This window comes from Paenibacillus sp. F4 (assembly GCF_002894905.1).
Lineage (GTDB): Bacteria > Bacillota > Bacilli > Paenibacillales > Paenibacillaceae > Paenibacillus > Paenibacillus polymyxa_B.
In genome coordinates, this window is sequence record NZ_POVS01000017.1 from 598,707 (window position 1) to 617,612 (window position 18,906).

Annotated in this window: 16 protein-coding genes and 1 tRNA gene; 13 read left to right on the plus strand and 4 right to left on the minus strand. The window is 44.9% G+C overall.

From position 1 onward, the window contains the following. Window positions 1–354 precede the first annotated feature (354 nt). The 9 genes from pyrR (at window position 355) to C1T21_RS21425 (ending at window position 9,638) form a co-directional block, all read left to right on the plus strand. Window positions 355–921, plus strand: coding sequence for a bifunctional pyr operon transcriptional regulator/uracil phosphoribosyltransferase PyrR (gene pyrR, locus C1T21_RS21390; RefSeq protein ID WP_043882258.1), 567 nt, complete (start codon window positions 355–357; stop codon window positions 919–921). Beyond that, on the plus strand, window positions 918–1,832 hold the full coding sequence (locus C1T21_RS21395; RefSeq protein WP_103049654.1) for an aspartate carbamoyltransferase catalytic subunit: 915 nt from the start codon (window positions 918–920) through the stop codon (window positions 1,830–1,832). Before pyrR ends, C1T21_RS21395 begins: the two co-directional genes overlap by 4 nt. Before the next feature lie 59 nt (window positions 1,833–1,891). After that, window positions 1,892–3,214 carry a dihydroorotase gene (locus C1T21_RS21400; protein ID WP_103049655.1) on the plus strand — a complete coding sequence of 441 codons (1,323 nt, stop codon included), beginning with the start codon at window positions 1,892–1,894 and terminating at the stop codon, window positions 3,212–3,214. Between the two features lie 61 nt (window positions 3,215–3,275). Next, window positions 3,276–4,412 carry a glutamine-hydrolyzing carbamoyl-phosphate synthase small subunit gene (gene carA, locus C1T21_RS21405; protein WP_103049656.1) on the plus strand — a complete coding sequence of 379 codons (1,137 nt, stop codon included), beginning with the start codon at window positions 3,276–3,278 and terminating at the stop codon, window positions 4,410–4,412. Window position 4,413: 1 nt separating this feature from the next. Then, window positions 4,414–7,629: a carbamoyl-phosphate synthase large subunit gene (gene carB / locus C1T21_RS21410; RefSeq protein ID WP_103049657.1), complete on the plus strand. Its 3,216-nt coding sequence runs from the start codon at window positions 4,414–4,416 to the stop codon at window positions 7,627–7,629. Between the two features lie 67 nt (window positions 7,630–7,696). Then, the gene (pyrF, locus tag C1T21_RS21415; RefSeq protein ID WP_103049658.1) at window positions 7,697–8,491 is read left to right on the plus strand and encodes an orotidine-5'-phosphate decarboxylase; all 795 of its coding nucleotides are present in this window, start codon (window positions 7,697–7,699) and stop codon (window positions 8,489–8,491) included. Continuing rightward, complete coding sequence (gene pyrE / locus C1T21_RS21420; RefSeq protein WP_103049659.1) at window positions 8,488–9,129, plus strand: orotate phosphoribosyltransferase; 642 nt, start codon at window positions 8,488–8,490, stop codon at window positions 9,127–9,129. The genes pyrF and pyrE overlap by 4 nt, the downstream gene beginning before the upstream one ends. Before the next feature lie 146 nt (window positions 9,130–9,275). Continuing rightward, a complete protein-coding gene (locus tag C1T21_RS27450; protein ID WP_014282411.1) occupies window positions 9,276–9,440 on the plus strand; it encodes a hypothetical protein in 165 nt (54 codons plus the stop codon). 124 nt (window positions 9,441–9,564) lie between these two features. After that, a tRNA-Ile gene (locus tag C1T21_RS21425) sits at window positions 9,565–9,638 on the plus strand. 453 nt (window positions 9,639–10,091) lie between these two features. Here C1T21_RS21425 and C1T21_RS21435 read toward each other — a convergent pair. Then, on the minus strand, window positions 10,092–10,649 hold the full coding sequence (locus C1T21_RS21435) for a hypothetical protein (RefSeq protein ID WP_103049660.1): 558 nt from the start codon (window positions 10,647–10,649) through the stop codon (window positions 10,092–10,094). Between the two features lie 173 nt (window positions 10,650–10,822). On the opposite strand from C1T21_RS21435, the gene C1T21_RS21440 reads away from it, so the two are divergent. Then, window positions 10,823–11,179, plus strand: coding sequence for a GNAT family N-acetyltransferase (locus C1T21_RS21440; RefSeq protein WP_258012584.1), 357 nt, complete (start codon window positions 10,823–10,825; stop codon window positions 11,177–11,179). A gap of 391 nt (window positions 11,180–11,570) precedes the next feature. On the opposite strand, the gene C1T21_RS28175 is transcribed toward C1T21_RS21440, so the two are convergent. Together C1T21_RS28175 and C1T21_RS21450 are read right to left on the minus strand one after the other, a co-directional pair. Further along, entirely contained in the window at window positions 11,571–11,699 is a 129-nt protein-coding gene (locus C1T21_RS28175; protein ID WP_258012585.1) for a hypothetical protein, read from the minus strand. A gap of 493 nt (window positions 11,700–12,192) precedes the next feature. Beyond that, window positions 12,193–13,689, minus strand: coding sequence for a GDSL-type esterase/lipase family protein (locus C1T21_RS21450; RefSeq protein WP_103049662.1), 1,497 nt, complete (start codon window positions 13,687–13,689; stop codon window positions 12,193–12,195). Between the two features lie 168 nt (window positions 13,690–13,857). On the opposite strand from C1T21_RS21450, the gene C1T21_RS21455 reads away from it, so the two are divergent. Next, complete coding sequence (locus C1T21_RS21455; protein ID WP_103049663.1) at window positions 13,858–16,119, plus strand: helix-turn-helix domain-containing protein; 2,262 nt, start codon at window positions 13,858–13,860, stop codon at window positions 16,117–16,119. On the opposite strand, the gene C1T21_RS21460 is transcribed toward C1T21_RS21455, so the two are convergent. Further along, window positions 16,116–17,015, minus strand: a complete 900-nt coding sequence (locus tag C1T21_RS21460) for a carbohydrate ABC transporter permease (RefSeq protein ID WP_013311057.1) — start codon at window positions 17,013–17,015, stop codon at window positions 16,116–16,118. The genes C1T21_RS21455 and C1T21_RS21460 overlap by 4 nt on opposite strands. A gap of 269 nt (window positions 17,016–17,284) precedes the next feature. On the opposite strand from C1T21_RS21460, the gene C1T21_RS21465 reads away from it, so the two are divergent. Together C1T21_RS21465 and C1T21_RS21470 are read left to right on the plus strand one after the other, a co-directional pair. Continuing rightward, complete coding sequence (locus C1T21_RS21465; protein WP_023989418.1) at window positions 17,285–18,244, plus strand: ABC transporter permease; 960 nt, start codon at window positions 17,285–17,287, stop codon at window positions 18,242–18,244. Between the two features lie 21 nt (window positions 18,245–18,265). Next, window positions 18,266–18,889: a YesL family protein gene (locus C1T21_RS21470; protein WP_013311055.1), complete on the plus strand. Its 624-nt coding sequence runs from the start codon at window positions 18,266–18,268 to the stop codon at window positions 18,887–18,889. The last annotated feature ends 17 nt before the right edge of the window (window positions 18,890–18,906 follow it).

The following is an 18,906-nucleotide window of genomic DNA, read 5'->3' on the forward strand; positions in this document are numbered from 1 at the left end:
CCGGTGGTTCCGGTTGAACGGGTGTTGACACACGATTTTCAATCTGTCATACTTCTTGTAGTTGCGATGAACTTTGTCCAAGAGATGGCTAACCATCTCACACTATGAGAAGCAGGACAAAGGAAATCCTGAATAGCACCTTTAAATCAGTCCCGTGAGGCTGGCAAGGTAACGTGAATGGATCACTGATCAGTGCATCCGCTGCGGCGGTATGTCTTCAGTGTGTCCGAGAGATCGGAGAACAGTAGAAAACTGTTCACACGAGACTCCTTGCCAAACTTGGGCAAGGAGTCTTTTTTGTATCCGAACACGGGACCAGGTCTGAAGGGAATATCACCTGAGGAGGCTGGAAGCATGAGTAATGAAACACATGTACTGATGGATGAAATTGCGATTCGTCGGGCATTGACACGGATTGCACATGAAATTTTAGAGAAAAACAAAGGTATTGACGATTGTGTGCTAGTAGGTATTCGAACACGAGGAGTTCATCTGGCGCAGCGCTTGGCTGAAAAAATTGCTGAGATTGAAGGCGCACCAATTCCATGGGGAGAGCTGGATGTCACAGCCTACCGGGATGACCGGAGTAGCGTAGCCGAAGCTAAAGGAAATGGAAAAGAGCTTTTGATGAATCCTGCTGACGTATCGGTTCATGATAAGAAAGTCATTCTCTTTGACGATGTGCTGTACACAGGCCGCACCATCCGCGCGGCGATGGATGCATTGATGCACTGCGGACGACCGCAAATGATTCAGCTGGCAGTGCTAGCGGATCGCGGACACCGTGAGCTTCCGATTCGTCCAGATTACATCGGCAAGAACATCCCGACCTCCAAATCTGAGGAAATCGTAGTAGCCCTTCAAGAGACGGACGGTAAGGACGAAGTGACAATCATTCAGAACCGGGGGGAACAGCTATGATCACAACAGCCAGTCAACTTAAAGAACGTAGCCTGCTCGGGTTAAAGGAACTTAGCCGAAATGAAATCGAGTCCATTCTGGATCGCGCTCATTATTGGGAATCTCAACCAGAAAAACTGGTTCCAGTACTGCAATCACGCTTTGCGGCCAACATGTTTTTTGAAAACAGCACTCGCACCCGCTTTTCTTTTGAAATGGCAGAGAAGCGGCTGGGCGCTCAGGTTTTGAACTTTTCCGCTGCGGCTTCCAGTGTGGAAAAAGGGGAGTCTATTTACGATACAGTACGTACGCTCGAATCCATGGGCATTGATGCAGGAGTCATCCGGTTAAAGCCAGCCGGGGTGCTGCAAGAGCTCGCTGAGAAGGTCAATGTTCCACTGGTTAATGCAGGGGACGGCAACAATGAGCATCCAACACAGGCTCTGCTGGACCTGTACACCATGCGCAAAACTTTCGGTGAGCTTAAAGGCTTGAGAGTATCCATTATAGGAGACATTCTGCACAGCCGTGTCGCTCGCTCGAATCTATGGGCCTTGCAAAAGTTCGGAGCCAAGGTTAGCTTCTGCGCTCCTGAAAATATGCAAGCACCTGATCTTGCGGCGTACGCGCCTTATGTTTCGATGCAAGAGGCACTACAGGCGGACGTGGTCATGATGCTTCGGGTACAGCTGGAACGGCATGCCGAAGGGATGTTGCGCTCAGCGGATGAGTACCGAGAGCAGTACGGTTTGACAGAGAAAAGAGCAGCGAACCTGAAGCCCGGAACAATTATCATGCATCCAGCTCCAGTGAATCGGGATGTGGAAATTGATAGTGCAGTTGTGGAAAGCGAACAATCACGAATTTTTCCGCAAATGGCAAACGGGGTTCCGATCCGCATGGCGGTTATGGAACGGGCAATGAAGCTGTAGAAGCTGTCAGTAGGATCGTAGGAAAAAGTTGCAGAAAACTGAGCGGAGGAATATTTCAGATGAAACAATTAATAATGAATGCAAGCGTATTGAACGAGCAGGGCGAGGCTGAATTGAAATCCATCCTAATCGCCGACGGAAAAATTTTGGCTATCGCAAATGCAGATGCTGGAGTCAGCCTACTTATAGAAGAAGGGGCATCTGAGCAGGAGCGCGAAGTTGAAAAAATTGACGCCCAGGGAAAACTGGTCATCCCCGGTTTAATCGACATGCATGTGCATCTGAGAGAACCTGGCTTTGAATATAAAGAAACGATTGAAACGGGCAGCCGCGCGGCGGTGAAAGGCGGATTTACGACGATTGCCTGCATGCCAAACACACGTCCAGTGACTGACAATGTGGACACAGTCCAGCTGGTATTGAAAAAGGGACAGGAAGCCGGGCTTGCCAAGGTTCTTCCTTACGCAGCCATTACGAAAAACGAACTGGGTCGTGAGCTGACAGATTTTGAAGCGCTCAAAGCAGCAGGTACAATCGGCTTTACTGACGATGGTGTCGGGGTGCAAAGCGCGCAAATGATGAAGGACGCTATGGCGCGGGCCAAGGCACTGGATATGCCGGTTATTGCACACTGTGAAGATAACACGCTTGTTGAAGGAGCGGCAGTGACGGACGGCGAATTTGCCAAGCGCCACGGACTTAAAGGCATTCCGAACGAATCCGAAGCCATTCATGTCGGACGAGACATTTTGTTATCCGAGGCAACCGGGGCACACTATCATGTATGCCATGTCAGCACGGAGCAGTCAGTGCGGTTAATCCGCCACGCGAAATCTTTTGGCATCAAGGTAACGGCTGAGGTATGCCCGCACCACTTGGTATTGTCAGATGAGGACATCCCTGGGCTGGATGCGAACTGGAAAATGAATCCTCCGCTACGCTCCCCACGTGATGTGCAGGCATGCATCGAGGGACTGGAAGACGGTACGATTGACATCGTCGTAACCGACCATGCAGCGCACAGTGAGGAAGAGAAGGCAAGAGGGATGGAGCTGGCGCCATTTGGGATCGTTGGATTTGAGACGGCCTTCCCGCTGTTGTACACGAAATTCGTAGCTACCGGACAGTGGACGCTGGACTTTCTGGTGCGTCGTATGACTGCTGATCCAGCGCGTGTCTTCCGCCTTGATACGGGACGCCTGGAAGAAGGAGCTCCAGCTGACCTGACCATGATTGATCTGGAGCAGGAGCAGGCAGTTGATCCGCAAACGTTTGCCAGCAAAGGACGCAACACTCCTTTTACAGGCTGGAAGCTCAAAGGCTGGCCCGTGAAAACTTGGGTAGACGGCAAACTGGTATGGTCTGCTGACGAAGCAAAATAAATAGAAACCACTAAAAAAATAGAACCTAATAGCAGGAAACAATATAGAGGAGTGAGACGGGATGCAGGCAAGATTGTTACTTCAGGACGGCACGCTGTTTACAGGCACATCATTTGGTGCGGAAGGTGAAAAAACAGGCGAGGTCGTTTTCAACACAGGGATTACAGGCTATCAAGAGGTGCTGACTGATCCCTCTTACTGCGGACAAATCGTAACGATGACTTACCCGCTGATTGGCAATTACGGAATTACTCGGGATGACTTTGAATCGGTACGGCCTTATGTCCATGGCTTTGCTGTTCGACATTACGAGCCGGCGCCAAGTAACTGGCGTGCTCAATACAGCGTGGGCGATTTGCTGAAGGAATATGGCATCATTGGCATTAGCGACATCGACACCCGCATGCTTACCCGGATTATTCGCCATCACGGCACGATGAAGGGCATTTTGACGACTGGTTCCCAGCCGCTGGAAGAACTGAAAGAAATGATGTCTGACTTGACCATTGAAGAACTGCGCAATCAGGTTCCTATGACTTCCACACCTCATCCGTACAGCAGTCCTGGCAACGGAGAGCGGATCGTGTTGATTGACTACGGTGCAAAAAGTGGCATTTTGCGCGAACTGAATAAACGGGATTGCGATGTAGTTGTCGTTCCACATGATACGACGGCTGAGGAAATTCGCCGCTTGGACCCGGACGGTATCCAGCTGTCTAACGGCCCTGGAGATCCAAAAGACGTACCCCATGCCGTTCGTACGGTAGCTGAACTGTTAGGGGAATATCCGATTTTCGGAATTTGCTTGGGACACCAGTTGTTCGCTTTAGCTTCGGGAGCGGATACGGAAAAGCTGAAATTCGGACATCGCGGTGGTAACCATCCGGTGAAAGAACTGGAGAGCGGACGCTGCTTTATCACATCACAAAATCACGGCTACACGGTGAATGAGGATTCGATTCAAGGAACTGAGCTTGAAGTGACGCATATTAATAACAACGATAAAACGATAGAAGGTCTTAAACATACAAAGTATCCCGCGTTTTCGGTGCAATATCATCCAGAGGCTGCACCAGGACCTTACGATAATGGCTACCTGTTTGACCGCTTTCTGAACATGATCCGTGAGCACAAAAGAAATCATCCAAAGCAACCGCGTCAGGCTGCTATCGCCGCCGCAGTGAGAGGAGAGCGCTAATATGCCGAAAAATACAGAACTTAAAAAAATACTTGTGATCGGTTCCGGTCCTATCGTCATTGGTCAGGCAGCGGAATTTGATTACGCTGGTACACAAGCTTGTCAAGCGCTCAAAGAAGAAGGCGTCGAGGTAGTACTGATCAACAGTAATCCGGCAACCATCATGACAGACACCAACATGGCAGACAAAGTATACATCGAGCCGATTACACTTGATTTTGTAACACAGATTATCCGTCAAGAGCGTCCAGATGGTCTGCTTCCTACGCTGGGAGGACAGACAGGTCTGAATATGGCAGTGGAACTGGCTCGCGCGGGAGTGCTGGAGCGTGAAAACGTCAAGCTGCTGGGAACTCAACTGAATTCGATAGAAAAAGCCGAAGATCGTGATCTGTTCCGTGATTTGATGCGCGAGTTGGAACAGCCTGTACCGGAAAGTGTCATTGTAACAACCTTGGAAGAATCGTTAGAATTTGCTAACGAAATCGGTTATCCAATTATCGTTCGCCCGGCTTATACGCTAGGGGGAACAGGCGGTGGTATCTGCTCCACAGAAGAAGAACTGCGTGAAACCGTCAGCTCTGGCTTGAGATACAGTCCAATCGGACAATGTTTGGTGGAAAAAAGTATCGCAGGTATGAAGGAAGTCGAGTATGAGGTCATGCGTGACGGCAATGATAACTGCATCGTTGTCTGTAATATGGAGAACTTTGATCCAGTCGGCGTGCATACTGGCGACAGTATCGTCGTAGCTCCGAGTCAGACGCTGTCCGATCGCGAATACCAGATGCTGCGCTCCGCTTCTTTGAAAATTATCCGCGCCCTCAATATCGAAGGCGGCTGTAATGTACAGTTTGCGCTTGATCCGCACAGCTATCAATACTATGTAATTGAAGTAAACCCGCGCGTAAGCCGCTCCTCGGCGCTGGCTTCCAAGGCAACCGGATATCCGATTGCTAAAATGGCTGCCAAAATTGCACTGGGCTACACGCTGGATGAAATTGTGAACCCGGTAACGGGACAAACGTATGCTTGCTTTGAGCCAACACTGGATTACATCGTGAGCAAAATACCACGCTGGCCATTTGATAAATTCATTTCTGCCAACCGTAAGCTGGGTACGCAAATGAAAGCAACGGGTGAAGTCATGGCCATCGGACGCACATTCGAAGAGTCCATCCATAAAGCGGTACGGTCTTTGGAAATTGGCGTACACCGTCTGCATCTTAAGGGAGCCGATCAGCTGTCTGATGACGTGCTCAAGGATCGCCTGATTAAAGCAGATGATGAGCGTTTGTTCTTGGTAGCTGAAGCATTCCGTCGCGGTTGGAAGCAGCAGGAAATTCAGGATTTGTCGAAAATCGACTGGTGGTTCCTCGATAAGGTAGAGGGAATCGTCAAGTTCGAAGCCATCATCGCTGGAGAGTCTGAGCTGACCTACGAAACACTCTATCAGGCCAAACGTAAAGGCTTTACCGACCGCTCTATCGCCGAGATTCGCAGTATGGGCCAAAACGACAGTATGACAACCGAGCGTGAGGTACGTGAATTCCGTCTAGCTCAAAACCTGCGTCCGGTCTACAAAATGGTAGACACATGCGCAGCCGAGTTTGAAGCCACAACTCCGTACTACTACTCCTCTTACGAGGTGGAAAATGAAGTGATTCCATCTAGCAAAGAGAAAGTTATCGTACTCGGCTCCGGACCGATTCGGATCGGGCAAGGGATTGAATTTGATTACTCCACCGTACATGCGGTATGGGCTATTCAAAAAGCGGGCTACGAAGCAGTGATTATCAATAACAACCCGGAGACGGTATCTACGGACTTTAACACATCCGACCGCCTCTACTTTGAACCGCTCTTCTTCGAAGATGTAATGAATGTCATCGAGCAGGAAAAACCGATTGGGGTTATCGTCCAGTTCGGTGGTCAAACGGCCATTAATCTCGCAGCTCCGCTGAGTGCGGCAGGCGTGAATATTTTGGGCACGAGTCTGGAAAGTATCGATGAAGCGGAAGACCGGAAAAAGTTCGAGCAACTTTTGTCTCGTCTGGCTATCGCACAGCCTAAAGGCAACACGGTCACATCGGTAGATGAAGCAGTAGGAACCGCACAGGCGCTAGGCTATCCGGTCCTGGTACGTCCATCCTACGTTCTGGGCGGGCGCGCTATGGAAATCGTGTACTCCGATACGGAACTGCTGCGGTACATGGAAGAAGCGGTTAAAATCAATCCAGAGCATCCAGTGCTCATCGACCGTTATATGCTGGGTAAAGAAGTTGAGGTCGACGCCATCTGCGACGGCGAGACAGTATTGGTACCAGGCATTATGGAGCATGTAGAACGGGCCGGGGTTCACTCAGGTGACTCTATCGCAGTGTATCCACCACAGCACTTGTCTGCCGAGCTGAAACAAAAAATTGTGGAAATCACAATCAGCATCGCCAAGGAATTGAAAACGATCGGCCTGGTAAATATCCAGTTTGTTATTCATCAAGACGAGGTGTACGTGATCGAGGTTAATCCTCGCTCCTCGCGGACAGTTCCTTTCTTGAGTAAAGTAACGAATATCCCGATGGCGAATCTGGCCACTCAGGCTATTTTGGGCGGTAAGCTTAAAGATGCAGGTTATTCAGAAGGTCTTTGGCCTGAAAGTAATTATGTCTCGGTTAAGGTTCCGGTATTCTCCTTTGCCAAACTGCGCCGTGTAGAGCCGACACTGGGCCCGGAAATGAAATCGACAGGTGAAGTCATGGGACGCGATATTCAGTATGCCAAAGCACTGTACAAAGGACTTGTGGGGGCTGGCATGAAAATCCCATCCACTGGAGCGATCATCATTACAGTGGCAGATAAGGACAAAGAAGAAGCTGTCGAGTTGATGCAGGGCTTTTACAGACTGGGCTATAAAATTATTGCAACAGGTGGAACAGCGGCTGCTATGGAGCAAGCCAACATTCCAGTGAACACGATCAACAAGCTGAGCGAAGGGAACCCGAATATCCTGGATATGATCCGTACGGGTGAAGCCAACTTTGTCTTCAATACGCTGACCAAAGGCAAAACGCCAGAACGTGATGGATTCCGTATCCGCCGCGAAGCGGTTGAGAATGGCATCGTCTGCATGACCTCACTGGATACAGTACGCGCTTTGCTAAGAATGCTGGAAACGATCAATTTCACATCCGAATCCATGCCGGTCCTGAGCAACTAATGCGTTACGAATAGATGTGAGGAAATAAGTAGCACAGGGAAGGACATTCATCAGCTTCGGCTGACGGATGTCCTTTATCACGGGCAAATGTACCCGAATTGACGTAAAAAGGGGATGTAGAACGGTGAATGGAGCATTTCATCAGATGGCAGGACGGCTGATGGTTGCGTTAGATTATCCCAATGCACAGCAGGCTGAGCAGTTAATTCGGCAGCTAGAGGGGATTCCCTGTTATATAAAAGTAGGTATGCAACTGTTTTATAGTGCAGGGCCAGCTTTTGTAGAACAGCTAAAGTCCAGAGGATACTCCGTATTTCTGGATTTGAAAATGCATGATATCCCTAACACGGTGCGGGGAGGGGCAGAGAGCATTACCCGCCTAGGTGTGGATATGTTCAACGTACATGCCGCTGGGGGCAGCAGTATGATGTCAGCCGCTAAAGCTGGTGCAGAAGCAGCTATTTCCGCAGACAGTTCGCTTTCCATGCCGCTCATTATTGCAGTCACACAGCTGACCAGCACGGATCAGACGACCATGAATAAGGAGTTGGGTATTCCTGGTACGGTACAGGATGCAGTCGTTCGCTACGCACAATTGACCCGTGAGGCGGGACTGGATGGTGTGGTAGCTTCTCCTTTGGAAGTGCCTGCCATTCGTGCTGTATGTGGATCAGAATTTAAGACGATAACTCCTGGCATACGCCCGACAGGTAGTGCTGCAGGCGATCAGTCGCGTGTGCTTACACCTGGGCAAGCCATTGCCCAAGGCAGCAGCTACATTGTTGTTGGACGTCCTATCACCGCAGCAGCAGACCCACGTGCCGCAGCGGAACACATTATTGAGGAGATGATACAAGTATGACCACATTCAATAGTATCCCCGAGCAAATCGCATCCCATCTGTTACGTATTCAGGCGGTGGCATTGCGCCCACAACAGCCTTTTACATGGACATCCGGCATTAAATCGCCAATTTACTGCGACAATCGCCTGACCATGTCCTACCCGGAGGTGCGCGAGCTGATCGCAGCCTCATTTGCAGCCCTCATTCGTGAGCAATATCCCGAAACCGAAGTCATTGCAGGGACAGCTACAGCAGGGATTCCTCATGCGGCCTGGGTGGCGCAAAAGCTAAATCTGCCAATGGCCTATGTAAGGGACAAAGCCAAAGGACATGGGAAAGAGAACCAAATTGAAGGCCGCATCAGCGCAGGACAAAAGGTTATGATCATCGAGGATCTCATTTCTACAGGAGGCAGTTCCATTAAAGCAGCGCAGGCTGTAGCACAAGCAGGCGCTCAGCCGTTAGCGGTACTAGCTATTTTCAGCTACCAGCTAGACAAAGCGACTCAAGCTTTTGAAGAAGCAGGTGTGGAGCTGCATAGCTTGTCCAATTATACAGCCCTGATGAATGTTGCCTTGCGTGAAGGAACCATTCAGGAAGAAGAGATGGAACTACTGCGTTCTTGGCGTCAGGACCCGGCTTCCTTTGGAAAATAAGATGAGCTATAGGGGCCAACAGAGCTAATGATTAGAACGATTCGTACTCGTTGCTAACCATTGTAGATTGTTATGGCTGAGGCCGTGTAAATCGAATTCGATCCGGTTACACTACTCCTACCATCATGTGAAAAGAGGGAGCTCGGATGTATTGGATTTACTATGGCAGACTGTACACGACTAAATTTCAGGCAGGATGTCTGGCAAAAAGGTTGGAGCACGACGGCTGGATGTATGGCTACAATGATCCCCGCGCAGTGGAGGTGTACCGCTCGCGCAAAGGTCGTTATGGTGTCCGATTTATTCCGTAAGTCCACAAAAATAATTTTATAAAAGAAAATTTTCGAAAGACTATTGACGAAACACAAGAAAATGTTGTATATTAATTAACGTTGCTGTTATGAATGTATAACGTGAATATACAAATTTTTTTGAGGGCCCTTAGCTCAGTTGGTTAGAGCGGTCGGCTCATAACCGATTGGTCGGGGGTTCGAGTCCCTCAGGGCCCATTTCCTCAAAATCCCTTGCGTAGCAAGGGTTTTTTTGTTGTTTATAGAGGGCGAGAAAATGGAGGGAAGTAGCATTTATAAGGGGGCGATTATGACAATGCCGCCAGCAGGAACAGTATGCCATTCCGATAACTTATCGGTTTCCCAATCATACCTTTGATAACGGACAGCTTTCAGAAATCATTTTGCTGATCGTTATATCGTCTTTTTTCGATGCCTGATTTGACTATATTGTATGGGCGGAAGAGTCTATATTGCGGGTAGAATGACGGGATAGGGAGCAGAAGGTTATTATGCCTACAGGAGATGGGAAGCGCTACTTTAGAAAATATTAGGGACTAGTGAGTTTACTTTTAGATCTAAAAGAGGACTCCACTGACTGAAAGCTGGTGTGAGTCCCAGTGTATTTCCTTAGATGACTTTAAACGTGAGCTTTTCAATAGAGATGATTAACTAAGGCAGCTGTCCTGCTCCGAGGTACTTATTCTTTGAAGCACTCCATGAATACGTCGCTATAGCTAAATCCCATCCTCCCTCAGGTCTGTACTTTTTCCAATATTGTTTAACGGTTCCCTTTATATCAACTTGTACTCCCTGATCGCCCATAATGGAAAGTTTATTAAATAATGTACCGTTTTTATATTGATAAGCATAAAACTGTGTATTTGATGGTCCATATTCAAAGGTTATTGCTATGTGCTTTTCTTTTTTAGATACTTGATAAATCTGGATAGTAGGCTGTTCAAAAAATTCATCACTTATTATATTTGTGTTAATTAATACAACTGCCCCTTTAGAATTAACAAGAAAAAAATTACCCGCTTCAGTAAGTAGGAAGTATTCCTTTTTACCATCTCCGTTTAAATCCGTAGATTTGCTCAGTGTTACAATTTCCCGAGGATATTTTTTCTTAAGGATTTCTTTGGCATTGATTTCTGCAGCAAATGTTGGAAATTGGAGGAAGGCAGAAACAATGATTACTGAGAAGAATACTAATATAAATTTCTTCATTTTTATGGCTCCTTATCAATTTAACTTTCAAAACACAAAATTAGTCTATCAGAACTAGGAATATTTTTCTAGGTTGGTTCATTTTGTTTAGATCAACTCCGGTAATTCACGTACAGTTGTCACACTTAAATGTAGAAGAGTGCTACAGTAGGCACAAGGATGGGAGTGGTATTTTGAAAATAGATCAAGTTTTTGAACATGACATAAGTGAAGAGTTAGCAGCCAGTATACAAGCATTATTAATCGACAGTTTTTCAGAAATCTACCCTAAGGATAGAATTTATTTCAAGCAACTTCCACATTTTAGACTTCTAGCTTTTAACCATGAATATCAACTTATAGGGCATGTTGGATTAGATTATAGGATAATGAATCTAAACGGAGAATCCATAAAAGTACTGGGTTTAATTGATTTGTGTGTTTCAAAAAATGTCCGATCACAGGGAATAGCTTCAGCACTGCTTTTAGAAATTGAAAAGTTTCCGTTACAGGAAATATTGATTTTATACTTTTATTTGCTGATAATATGAACTTGTATTTAAGAAATGGATATAAGCCTGTAAAGAACAAAATTAAATGGTTAAAAATTGATAATGAAAAAAATATTACAAATGGAATAGGCTTTGAGAAAATTGATGGAATAATGATTAAAGAAGTAGGAAAGATAGATTGGAGTGAGGGAGACTTAGATTTTTTGGGGTATCTTTATTGATTTCACGAAAGTTTAGAAAAGAGGACGTTCGAGCATTTGGCACGCAATTTGAGGAGTATTTAAATAAAACTTCTTAAGAGTCGGTTAATAGAGTTCAATGAAAACAAATAAAGGGTTTCGCTGATAAAAAAGCTAATATGAGTTCTTTTCGTTCCATAAAAGTAGCACTGTCCCAATAAACGGACAGTGCTATTTTTACCGTTTTTAACTTAAGATACCTTAACAGTGTATACCATTCTCAATTTACCGTTACCGCCGTAAATCTCAACTTTTGCATTCGTTGCAGTAGTGGTGGTTACCACCCCGGAAGCGGAGACGGTGACATTTCCGCTCGCCACTTTATAAGTATCCCCTGGGTAATTTGACAACGCATAGGAATAATTACGTGGCAACGTAGCCGTTCTGTAGTATACTCCGTTAACTTCTACGACAGGCGTAATTACCGGAGAAGGGCCTACAGATGCGGACGCGCTAGGGACGATAATGCTCCCAATAAGTCCCAGAGACATAGCTGTTGATAATAATATTTTCTTAGTTTCATAAAAAAATCCTCCTTATGTATGATTCAATCTCCTAAAATATACCATGTAAAGTTATGGATTTCACTTCATTCGACAAATGTTGTCAAAATAATACAATAAAACGATTCTAAAGTCCTATAAAATACAAAAGAATTAAAATATAACAATTAAATAATTTTAATTTAAGTTACTGTACTTTTGAACTATTCTCCTAGCTGTATAGTCTTCGATCACACGGAATAAAAAACGGACGTCAGAGTGATTAGCTCCAAGTCCGTTTTTCGTGTATATTTCTATTTAGTTATTGATATCAGTTGACAAGTTGGTGCGCAAGCCTCTCACCGCTGTCTGGATTCTTTTCTACCATACGTTGTTTTAATGCGGACAGTTCCGTACATTGACGAATTGCTTCTGCTACAAGCTGAGCAATCTGTCTTGCTCCTTCGTCAGAAAAATGGGTATTATCCGTTACACCAGCGGGGTAATTAGGATGTGTTTTTTCAGGCAAATACATAAATAGCTGCTGGGACTCTTTTTCACCCATTGAACGATAAAGCTGCTGAGAAGCTTCAAAAATATCGAGCAGGGGTGTTTTGGTTTCCGCGGCTACTTGTCTCATGGCAGCAGGATAGGCTCCTACAGCCAGCGGATCAGGTTCACCGTTTGCGGTGAATCGGCGGCGGCTTACAGAGGTCAATAAGACTGGAATTCCACCACGCTCCCTAGCGGACTGAATGTATTGAATTAAGTTTTGACGATACTCTCCATCAGGATCGGTGTAGCGAGTGGGGTCTTCTTTTTTTTCATCGTTGTGTCCAAATTGAATAAACAGATAGTCTCCAGCTTGAATATCTTTTTCAATATCAGCTAATCGGCCTTCTGCTATAAAAGATTTGGTGCTTCGCCCATTGACAGCACGATTGTCCACATGAACAGACGGTGCCAAATAGCTTTGCAAGTGTTCGCCCCAGCCTGTCATCGGTTTTTCGGTAGCCCCTTTTTGAGCTGCAGTGGAGTCCCCAGCGATAAACAGTCGAGTTGTCATCTGTTGCCTTGCCTGAGCATATCCATGTTTTTGAAGCCAAGTTTCCGCCAGATTAAGCCATTGATGGCATTCATGGTTGTCCTCTGACAGTCCCAATCCGTGTCGCCCTTCCTCAAATACATGCAGTTCAAACGGAATATGTTCTCTGGATAATGAAAAAGCGAACAACAGACTATTTTCTACTGGTACAGCGCCATCATTAGCTGTAGTCCATATCAAAGTTGGAGGTGTCTGTGAAGTTACTTGCTGATCGGATGAAAAGGCTTGAAGCTGCTCCAGCGTCGGCTGTTCCCCTAAAAAATGTGTGCGGCTTCCGATATGTGTATAAGGCTCATGAAATGAAATTACAGGGTATCCCAACAACAGAAGATCTGGCTTTACTGTCCCTATCATGGAGACAATGGAGGCCAAGTGACCGCCTGCAGAAAAACCGATGAGCCCCACTTGATCAGGAATGACTAGCCAGTCATGCGGTGTTTGGCGAATCCATTGCAGAGCATGTTCTACATCCTCCAACAAGGAATTAATCTCGAAATCGCCGACTTGATACTCCAGCACACCCGCATGAATACCTAGATCATTCAACCACCGGGCTATAGGCTCTCCTTCATGTGAGGCCAAATGCTCGTAGCCACCGCCAGGCAATACCAATATAAAAGGACGAGCTTCACGAACTGCTACGGGATAGAGGGAGAGAAAAGAAGTGTCTGACGGAAATTCTTCTTTTATAATCGGTTGTTTAGGACTAACAACATGTAACATAAGTAACTCCTCCAAATTTCTTTTTAACTGCCGCAAACCAAACAAAATCGACTTAAATTGGAATGATACGGATGTAAAAAATAATGCACACGTGAAAAAAATGATTTAAACCTTGTTATGAAAGCGCTATAATTTTGTTGTGATGCAAAGAGCCAGAGGGGGAGCGCAATGAAAAAAGGAAGAATGTTCTATACTATTTTTATTACGATTCTGGTTTTGGGAGTAGGATTGGTGGCCAGTTTTGGCAGCTACATCTATTTTACAACAATTAGCTCCGTTGTGGAGAGAGTTTCCAATACCAAGCAAAGCTACATGGCACAGATCAGAAATAGTCTGGAGCAGAAAATTCAAACGATTGAATATGCTTTTAATACGTATAGCACGACCAGTTCCTTTAATGATGTTGTGAAAAATCCCATTACAGAAAAAGATTTTATAGCGTATCGGAATGTGAATACTCAGCTCAATTATATTGCTACGATGGGATTAGAGGGAACGGAATATTCACTAATCAGTCTAAATCAGAATTGGAGAATCTCCAATGGAAGCCTGTCCTATTTGACTAAAACGGAACGAGAAAAGCTGATTAGTACCTATATCGACCACCAAGAGAAGGGACTATTCTGGGTTAAAACAGATAAAGGAATTCGTTTTGTGAATACCTTACCTGTATTCTCTAAGAAGAAGCAAGCCATTGCCCTGTCGGATATTTCGCTGCAAACGTTAAATCATACGATTCAAACCGAGGATCATATGGCTGTTTTTATTTTGAATAAACAAGGCGATTTAATGTATGAAACCCAGCCTGCTGAACAATTATTGTCCACCCAACAGCTTCAGCACATTTCAGAAGCTGCAGTGAAGCCGAACAACACAGGTATGTTAACTTTGGAGAAAACGGATCAGCAGCCTGCACGACAAGTTATTTATGCTAAATCTGCCTATAATAATTGGACTTACTTAACGGTATTAGATAAGAAAGAAATTGCGGATGCCTTTCAAACGACCAAATTTGGGATCATCATGATGGGACTTGTATTAACGCTTTTAATGGTGGTAGTGGCATACTTCATTGCCATTTACTTTACAAAGCCATTTCAGCAAATAAAACGCAGCTTGCCTAAAAATCCTAATTTCGCTTTCAAAAATGAACCTTCTAAAAATGAAATTGAATGGATTATTAATTCCATCGATAACATTGTAACCGAGAAGGAAAGCTTGGAAAGTCTCATTCAGTCCGAAATGCCACAGTTGGAAACCCAATTGATTCTCAATCTGTTTCGCAAACGTATTTCTGCAGAGGAATTGGCACGAAAAATGCCACGCTTGGGTTATCCGCAGATCGAGAATCAAATGTATATTACCTTGTTAGTCCAACTGGATAATCTGGGAGATCGAGAGCCATCGGATAAAGACGTTTTGCTGCTGGCTATTAACAAGATCGTAGAAGAAACGATTCCAGAGCAGCAGCGAATGCTCCCCATCATTTTGAACGATAACACTCAGGCCACCATATTAATTTTGACAGGGTTGAGCGAACAGGAAATGAGAAAGCAAGTTCTGGATGATGCGACCCTTTTGGTTCGAAACGTAAAAGAGTATTTGAATGTATCCATCAGCATCGGCATTAGTACAGCGTATGATAACTTATTAGAAAGTAAAGAAGCCTGTGAGATGAGCAAGCAAGCTTTGCATCACCGTTTAAATTTAGGCAAAGAGTCGATTATTTTTTATGAAGATATTTCCATGGTCATTTCAGGTCCGGTGCTGCTTCATTATCCTACGGAATTGGAATCGAAACTGTTTGATGCCATCCGAATAGGGGACGAAGAGCAGGTATATCATACCGTGCACTCTTTATTGGAGGAAATGATGATAAAAAATAATCATTCCATGAACTTTGAAGTACTGTTGGTACGGTTTGTGAATAACCTCATCCAATTGGAGCAGCTATTAGGGATTGAAGTGCTGCTGACGCAAGACAATCATGCCTTGTATCATCGTTTGCTGGACATCCGTAACCCGGAAGAGATAGAACGTATGCTGATAGAGCAAGTTATTTTCCCCATGGTAAAAAGCATGAAAGAGAAGACCAACCAGCAATTCCGTTGTCTCTCGGAGAAAATTGCTGCTATTATCCGTGCTGAATATGACCAGGAATTATCATTAGAACTCATTGGAGACCGACTTCATTACAATCCGAATTATTTAAGCAGTATTTTCAAAAAAGAATACGGAACGACGTTTAGTGAATATCTGATGGGCTATCGGCTGCAAATGGGCAAGAAGTGGCTCATTGAGACAGATATGACGATTAAAGAAATCGCCGAGCGACTGCAATATCATAATTCACAAAACTTTATCCGCTCTTTTCGGAAAAAGGAACAGGTTACACCGGGAGCTTACCGAAAGATGAAGCAAGCCAATTAGCCTTTAACCGCGCCTAACAAAGCTCCTTTGACAAAGTGCTTTTGCACAAATGGATATACGATTAACATCGGAACGGTCGCAATGACAATGACTGCCATCTTAATGGTCTGCGCAGGCGGGATGACATCTACAGCAGTTCCTTCTGCCTGCATACCACTGGAAACGATTACAATTTGACGTAGCAAGACCTGAATCGGCCATTTGGCAGAATCATTAATATAGAGAATGGCGTGCATATACGTATTCCAGTAGGCAACAGCGTAGAATAGAGAGATGGTTGCAATAGAAGGCAGGGCTAATGGCAACATAATTTTAAAGAAGATACCAAAATCGTTGCACCCGTCCATCTTGGCTGATTCCTCCAGATCATCTGGCAGCGCCTGAAAGAAGTTACGCATGATAATCAGGTTAAACGCATTAATGGCCACGGGAAGAATCAAGGACCAATACGAATTGATAAGCCCCATGCTTTTTACAACCAGGAATGTTGGAATCATCCCCCCACTAAACAACATAGAAAACACTACAATGAAGTTAATCGTATTGCGTCCTAGTAGATATCTTCGGGATAATCCATAAGCCATAAAAGCAGTAAATATCATACTCACAACTGTACCGACGATCGTTACTCCGACCGAAACCCCGAGACCTCTAAAAATGGTGGGAGTCGACAGAATATAACGGTAGGCATCCAAGGAAAAAGTAACTGGGAATAAAATGAACTTCTTGGCTATTACTTCTTCGGTTGAGGCAAAAGAGCTGGCGATGATATTCAAAAAAGGTAAGAGACAAGTGAGGGCAATGAGAATCAATAGTGTACTGTTTACAATGTTGAAAATACGACTGCCCAGCGATTCTTTTTTTCGTAATTTTTGTTTTCGTAATGGCTGTGTCAATGTGGTTGACCTCCTCGTAATCGTTTACATGTCAACCTTATCAAGAGGAAAGAATTCCGTATATAATCAAATCTTGAGGTGTTCTCTAATCATGGAAAAAAGCGGATGCTCATTAGGTTGTGTAGTAATCATTAGCTAAGGTGAAAAGGTTGAAAAGTAGGCTGCACACCCAATTTTGTAAACGCTATCATTTGATGATTATATGCGGAATGCTGAAAATCGCGTACTCTTGAAAACGTATACAGGATCGTTTGAAGGAGGTCGAACTAATGAAAGTTTCAAGTGTCCCCGCACCAAACATGAAAATGAAAAAGAACAAAAGAACGACGGAAAGCCTTTTACGAATGCAGAAACACAAGTTGCTCTATTTAATGGTTTTGCCTGGACTGGTGTACTTCATTATTTTTAAGTACTTTCCTATGGGGGGATTGGTGATTGCATTTCAGGATTATCAAGCTTTTCAGGGAATCACAGGTAGTCCATGGGTAGGAATGAAGCATTTTATTCGTTTATTTACCGAGCCCACGTTTTTTATGCTGCTTCGCAATACGCTGGTTTTGTTTGCATTGAACATTGTAATCTTTTTTCCATTGCCCATCATTTTGGCACTCATGCTGAACGAGGTTAGGAAGATGTTTTTTAAAAACATTATTCAAACCATTATCTACATCCCGCACTTTATGTCATGGGTTATCATTGTTTCGATTTCTTATGTATTCCTAACCGTAGACGGCGGGGTGCTGAATGAAATGATTGCTGCGCTGGGCGGTGAGAAGATCAGCTTCTTAACTTCTCCGCAATGGCTACGAACGGTCTACATCGGGCAAGTGATTTGGAAGGAACTCGGCTGGTCTACCATCATTTATCTTTCTGCGATTACAGTGGTAGATACGCAATTGTATGAGGCAGCAGAGATGGACGGAGCTGGACGCCTGAGAAAGACATGGCACGTTACCTTGCCTGCGATTCGCCCAGTCATTATTACATTGTTAATTTTGAAAATCGGTAGCACGTTGGATTTGGGCTTTGAGCATATGTATCTGCTATTGAACTCCTTAAACCGCGAGGTTGCCGAAATCTTTGACACCTACATTTATACTGCGGGCTTAAAGAATGGACAATTAAGTTTCAGTACGACGGTAGGACTTTTTAAAGGTGTGGTAGGTTTAATCCTGATTATGGGCTCCAATCGACTGGCCAAGAAATTTGGTGAAGACGGCGTTTACTAATGACGACGGGAAGGATGCAAAATGGTACGGTTTGTAGAAAACATGAACAAATGGTGCATGCGCCTGCTACGCTTGGTCTATCTTAACTTGCTTTGGACGGTTGCGACGATTCTGGGCTTGGGTTTTATAGGCGTTGGGCCTGCAACCGTCGCTATGCTTAGTATTTTAAGACAGTGGATTCGGGGCAATGAGGAAGTCGCCATTTTCTCGACGTTTGTACGTTACTTTAGAGAAAGCTTTAAAGAAGCAGCCATCATTGGCGGGCTTTACAGCCTTGTGGGTTACGTGCTCTACGTAGATATAGTCAACGTCTCGTCCTGGTATGTTCGTGTGGTGACGCTTATTGGAGCCTTTTTGTATCTCATCTCTTTGGCCTACATTTTCCCGCTGCTGGCTCACTATGATTGGAAAGGTATCAGACTGAAGGTCAAAATGTCGATAGTGATTGGGTTTTCGTATTTACAATATACGCTTGTTCTTTTTGTAGCCATTGTCGTGCTTTTTGCATTGATTCTAGGCTTGTACCCAGGAATTCTAACTTTTGCCGGAGCAAGTATTATGGGTTATCTCGTGATGTGGATGACGCATCAGGTGTTCAGCAAAATAGAGCGAGAGGTTCTGGTGAAAGAGGAAGATATGGCATAAATATATAAACAGAAAAG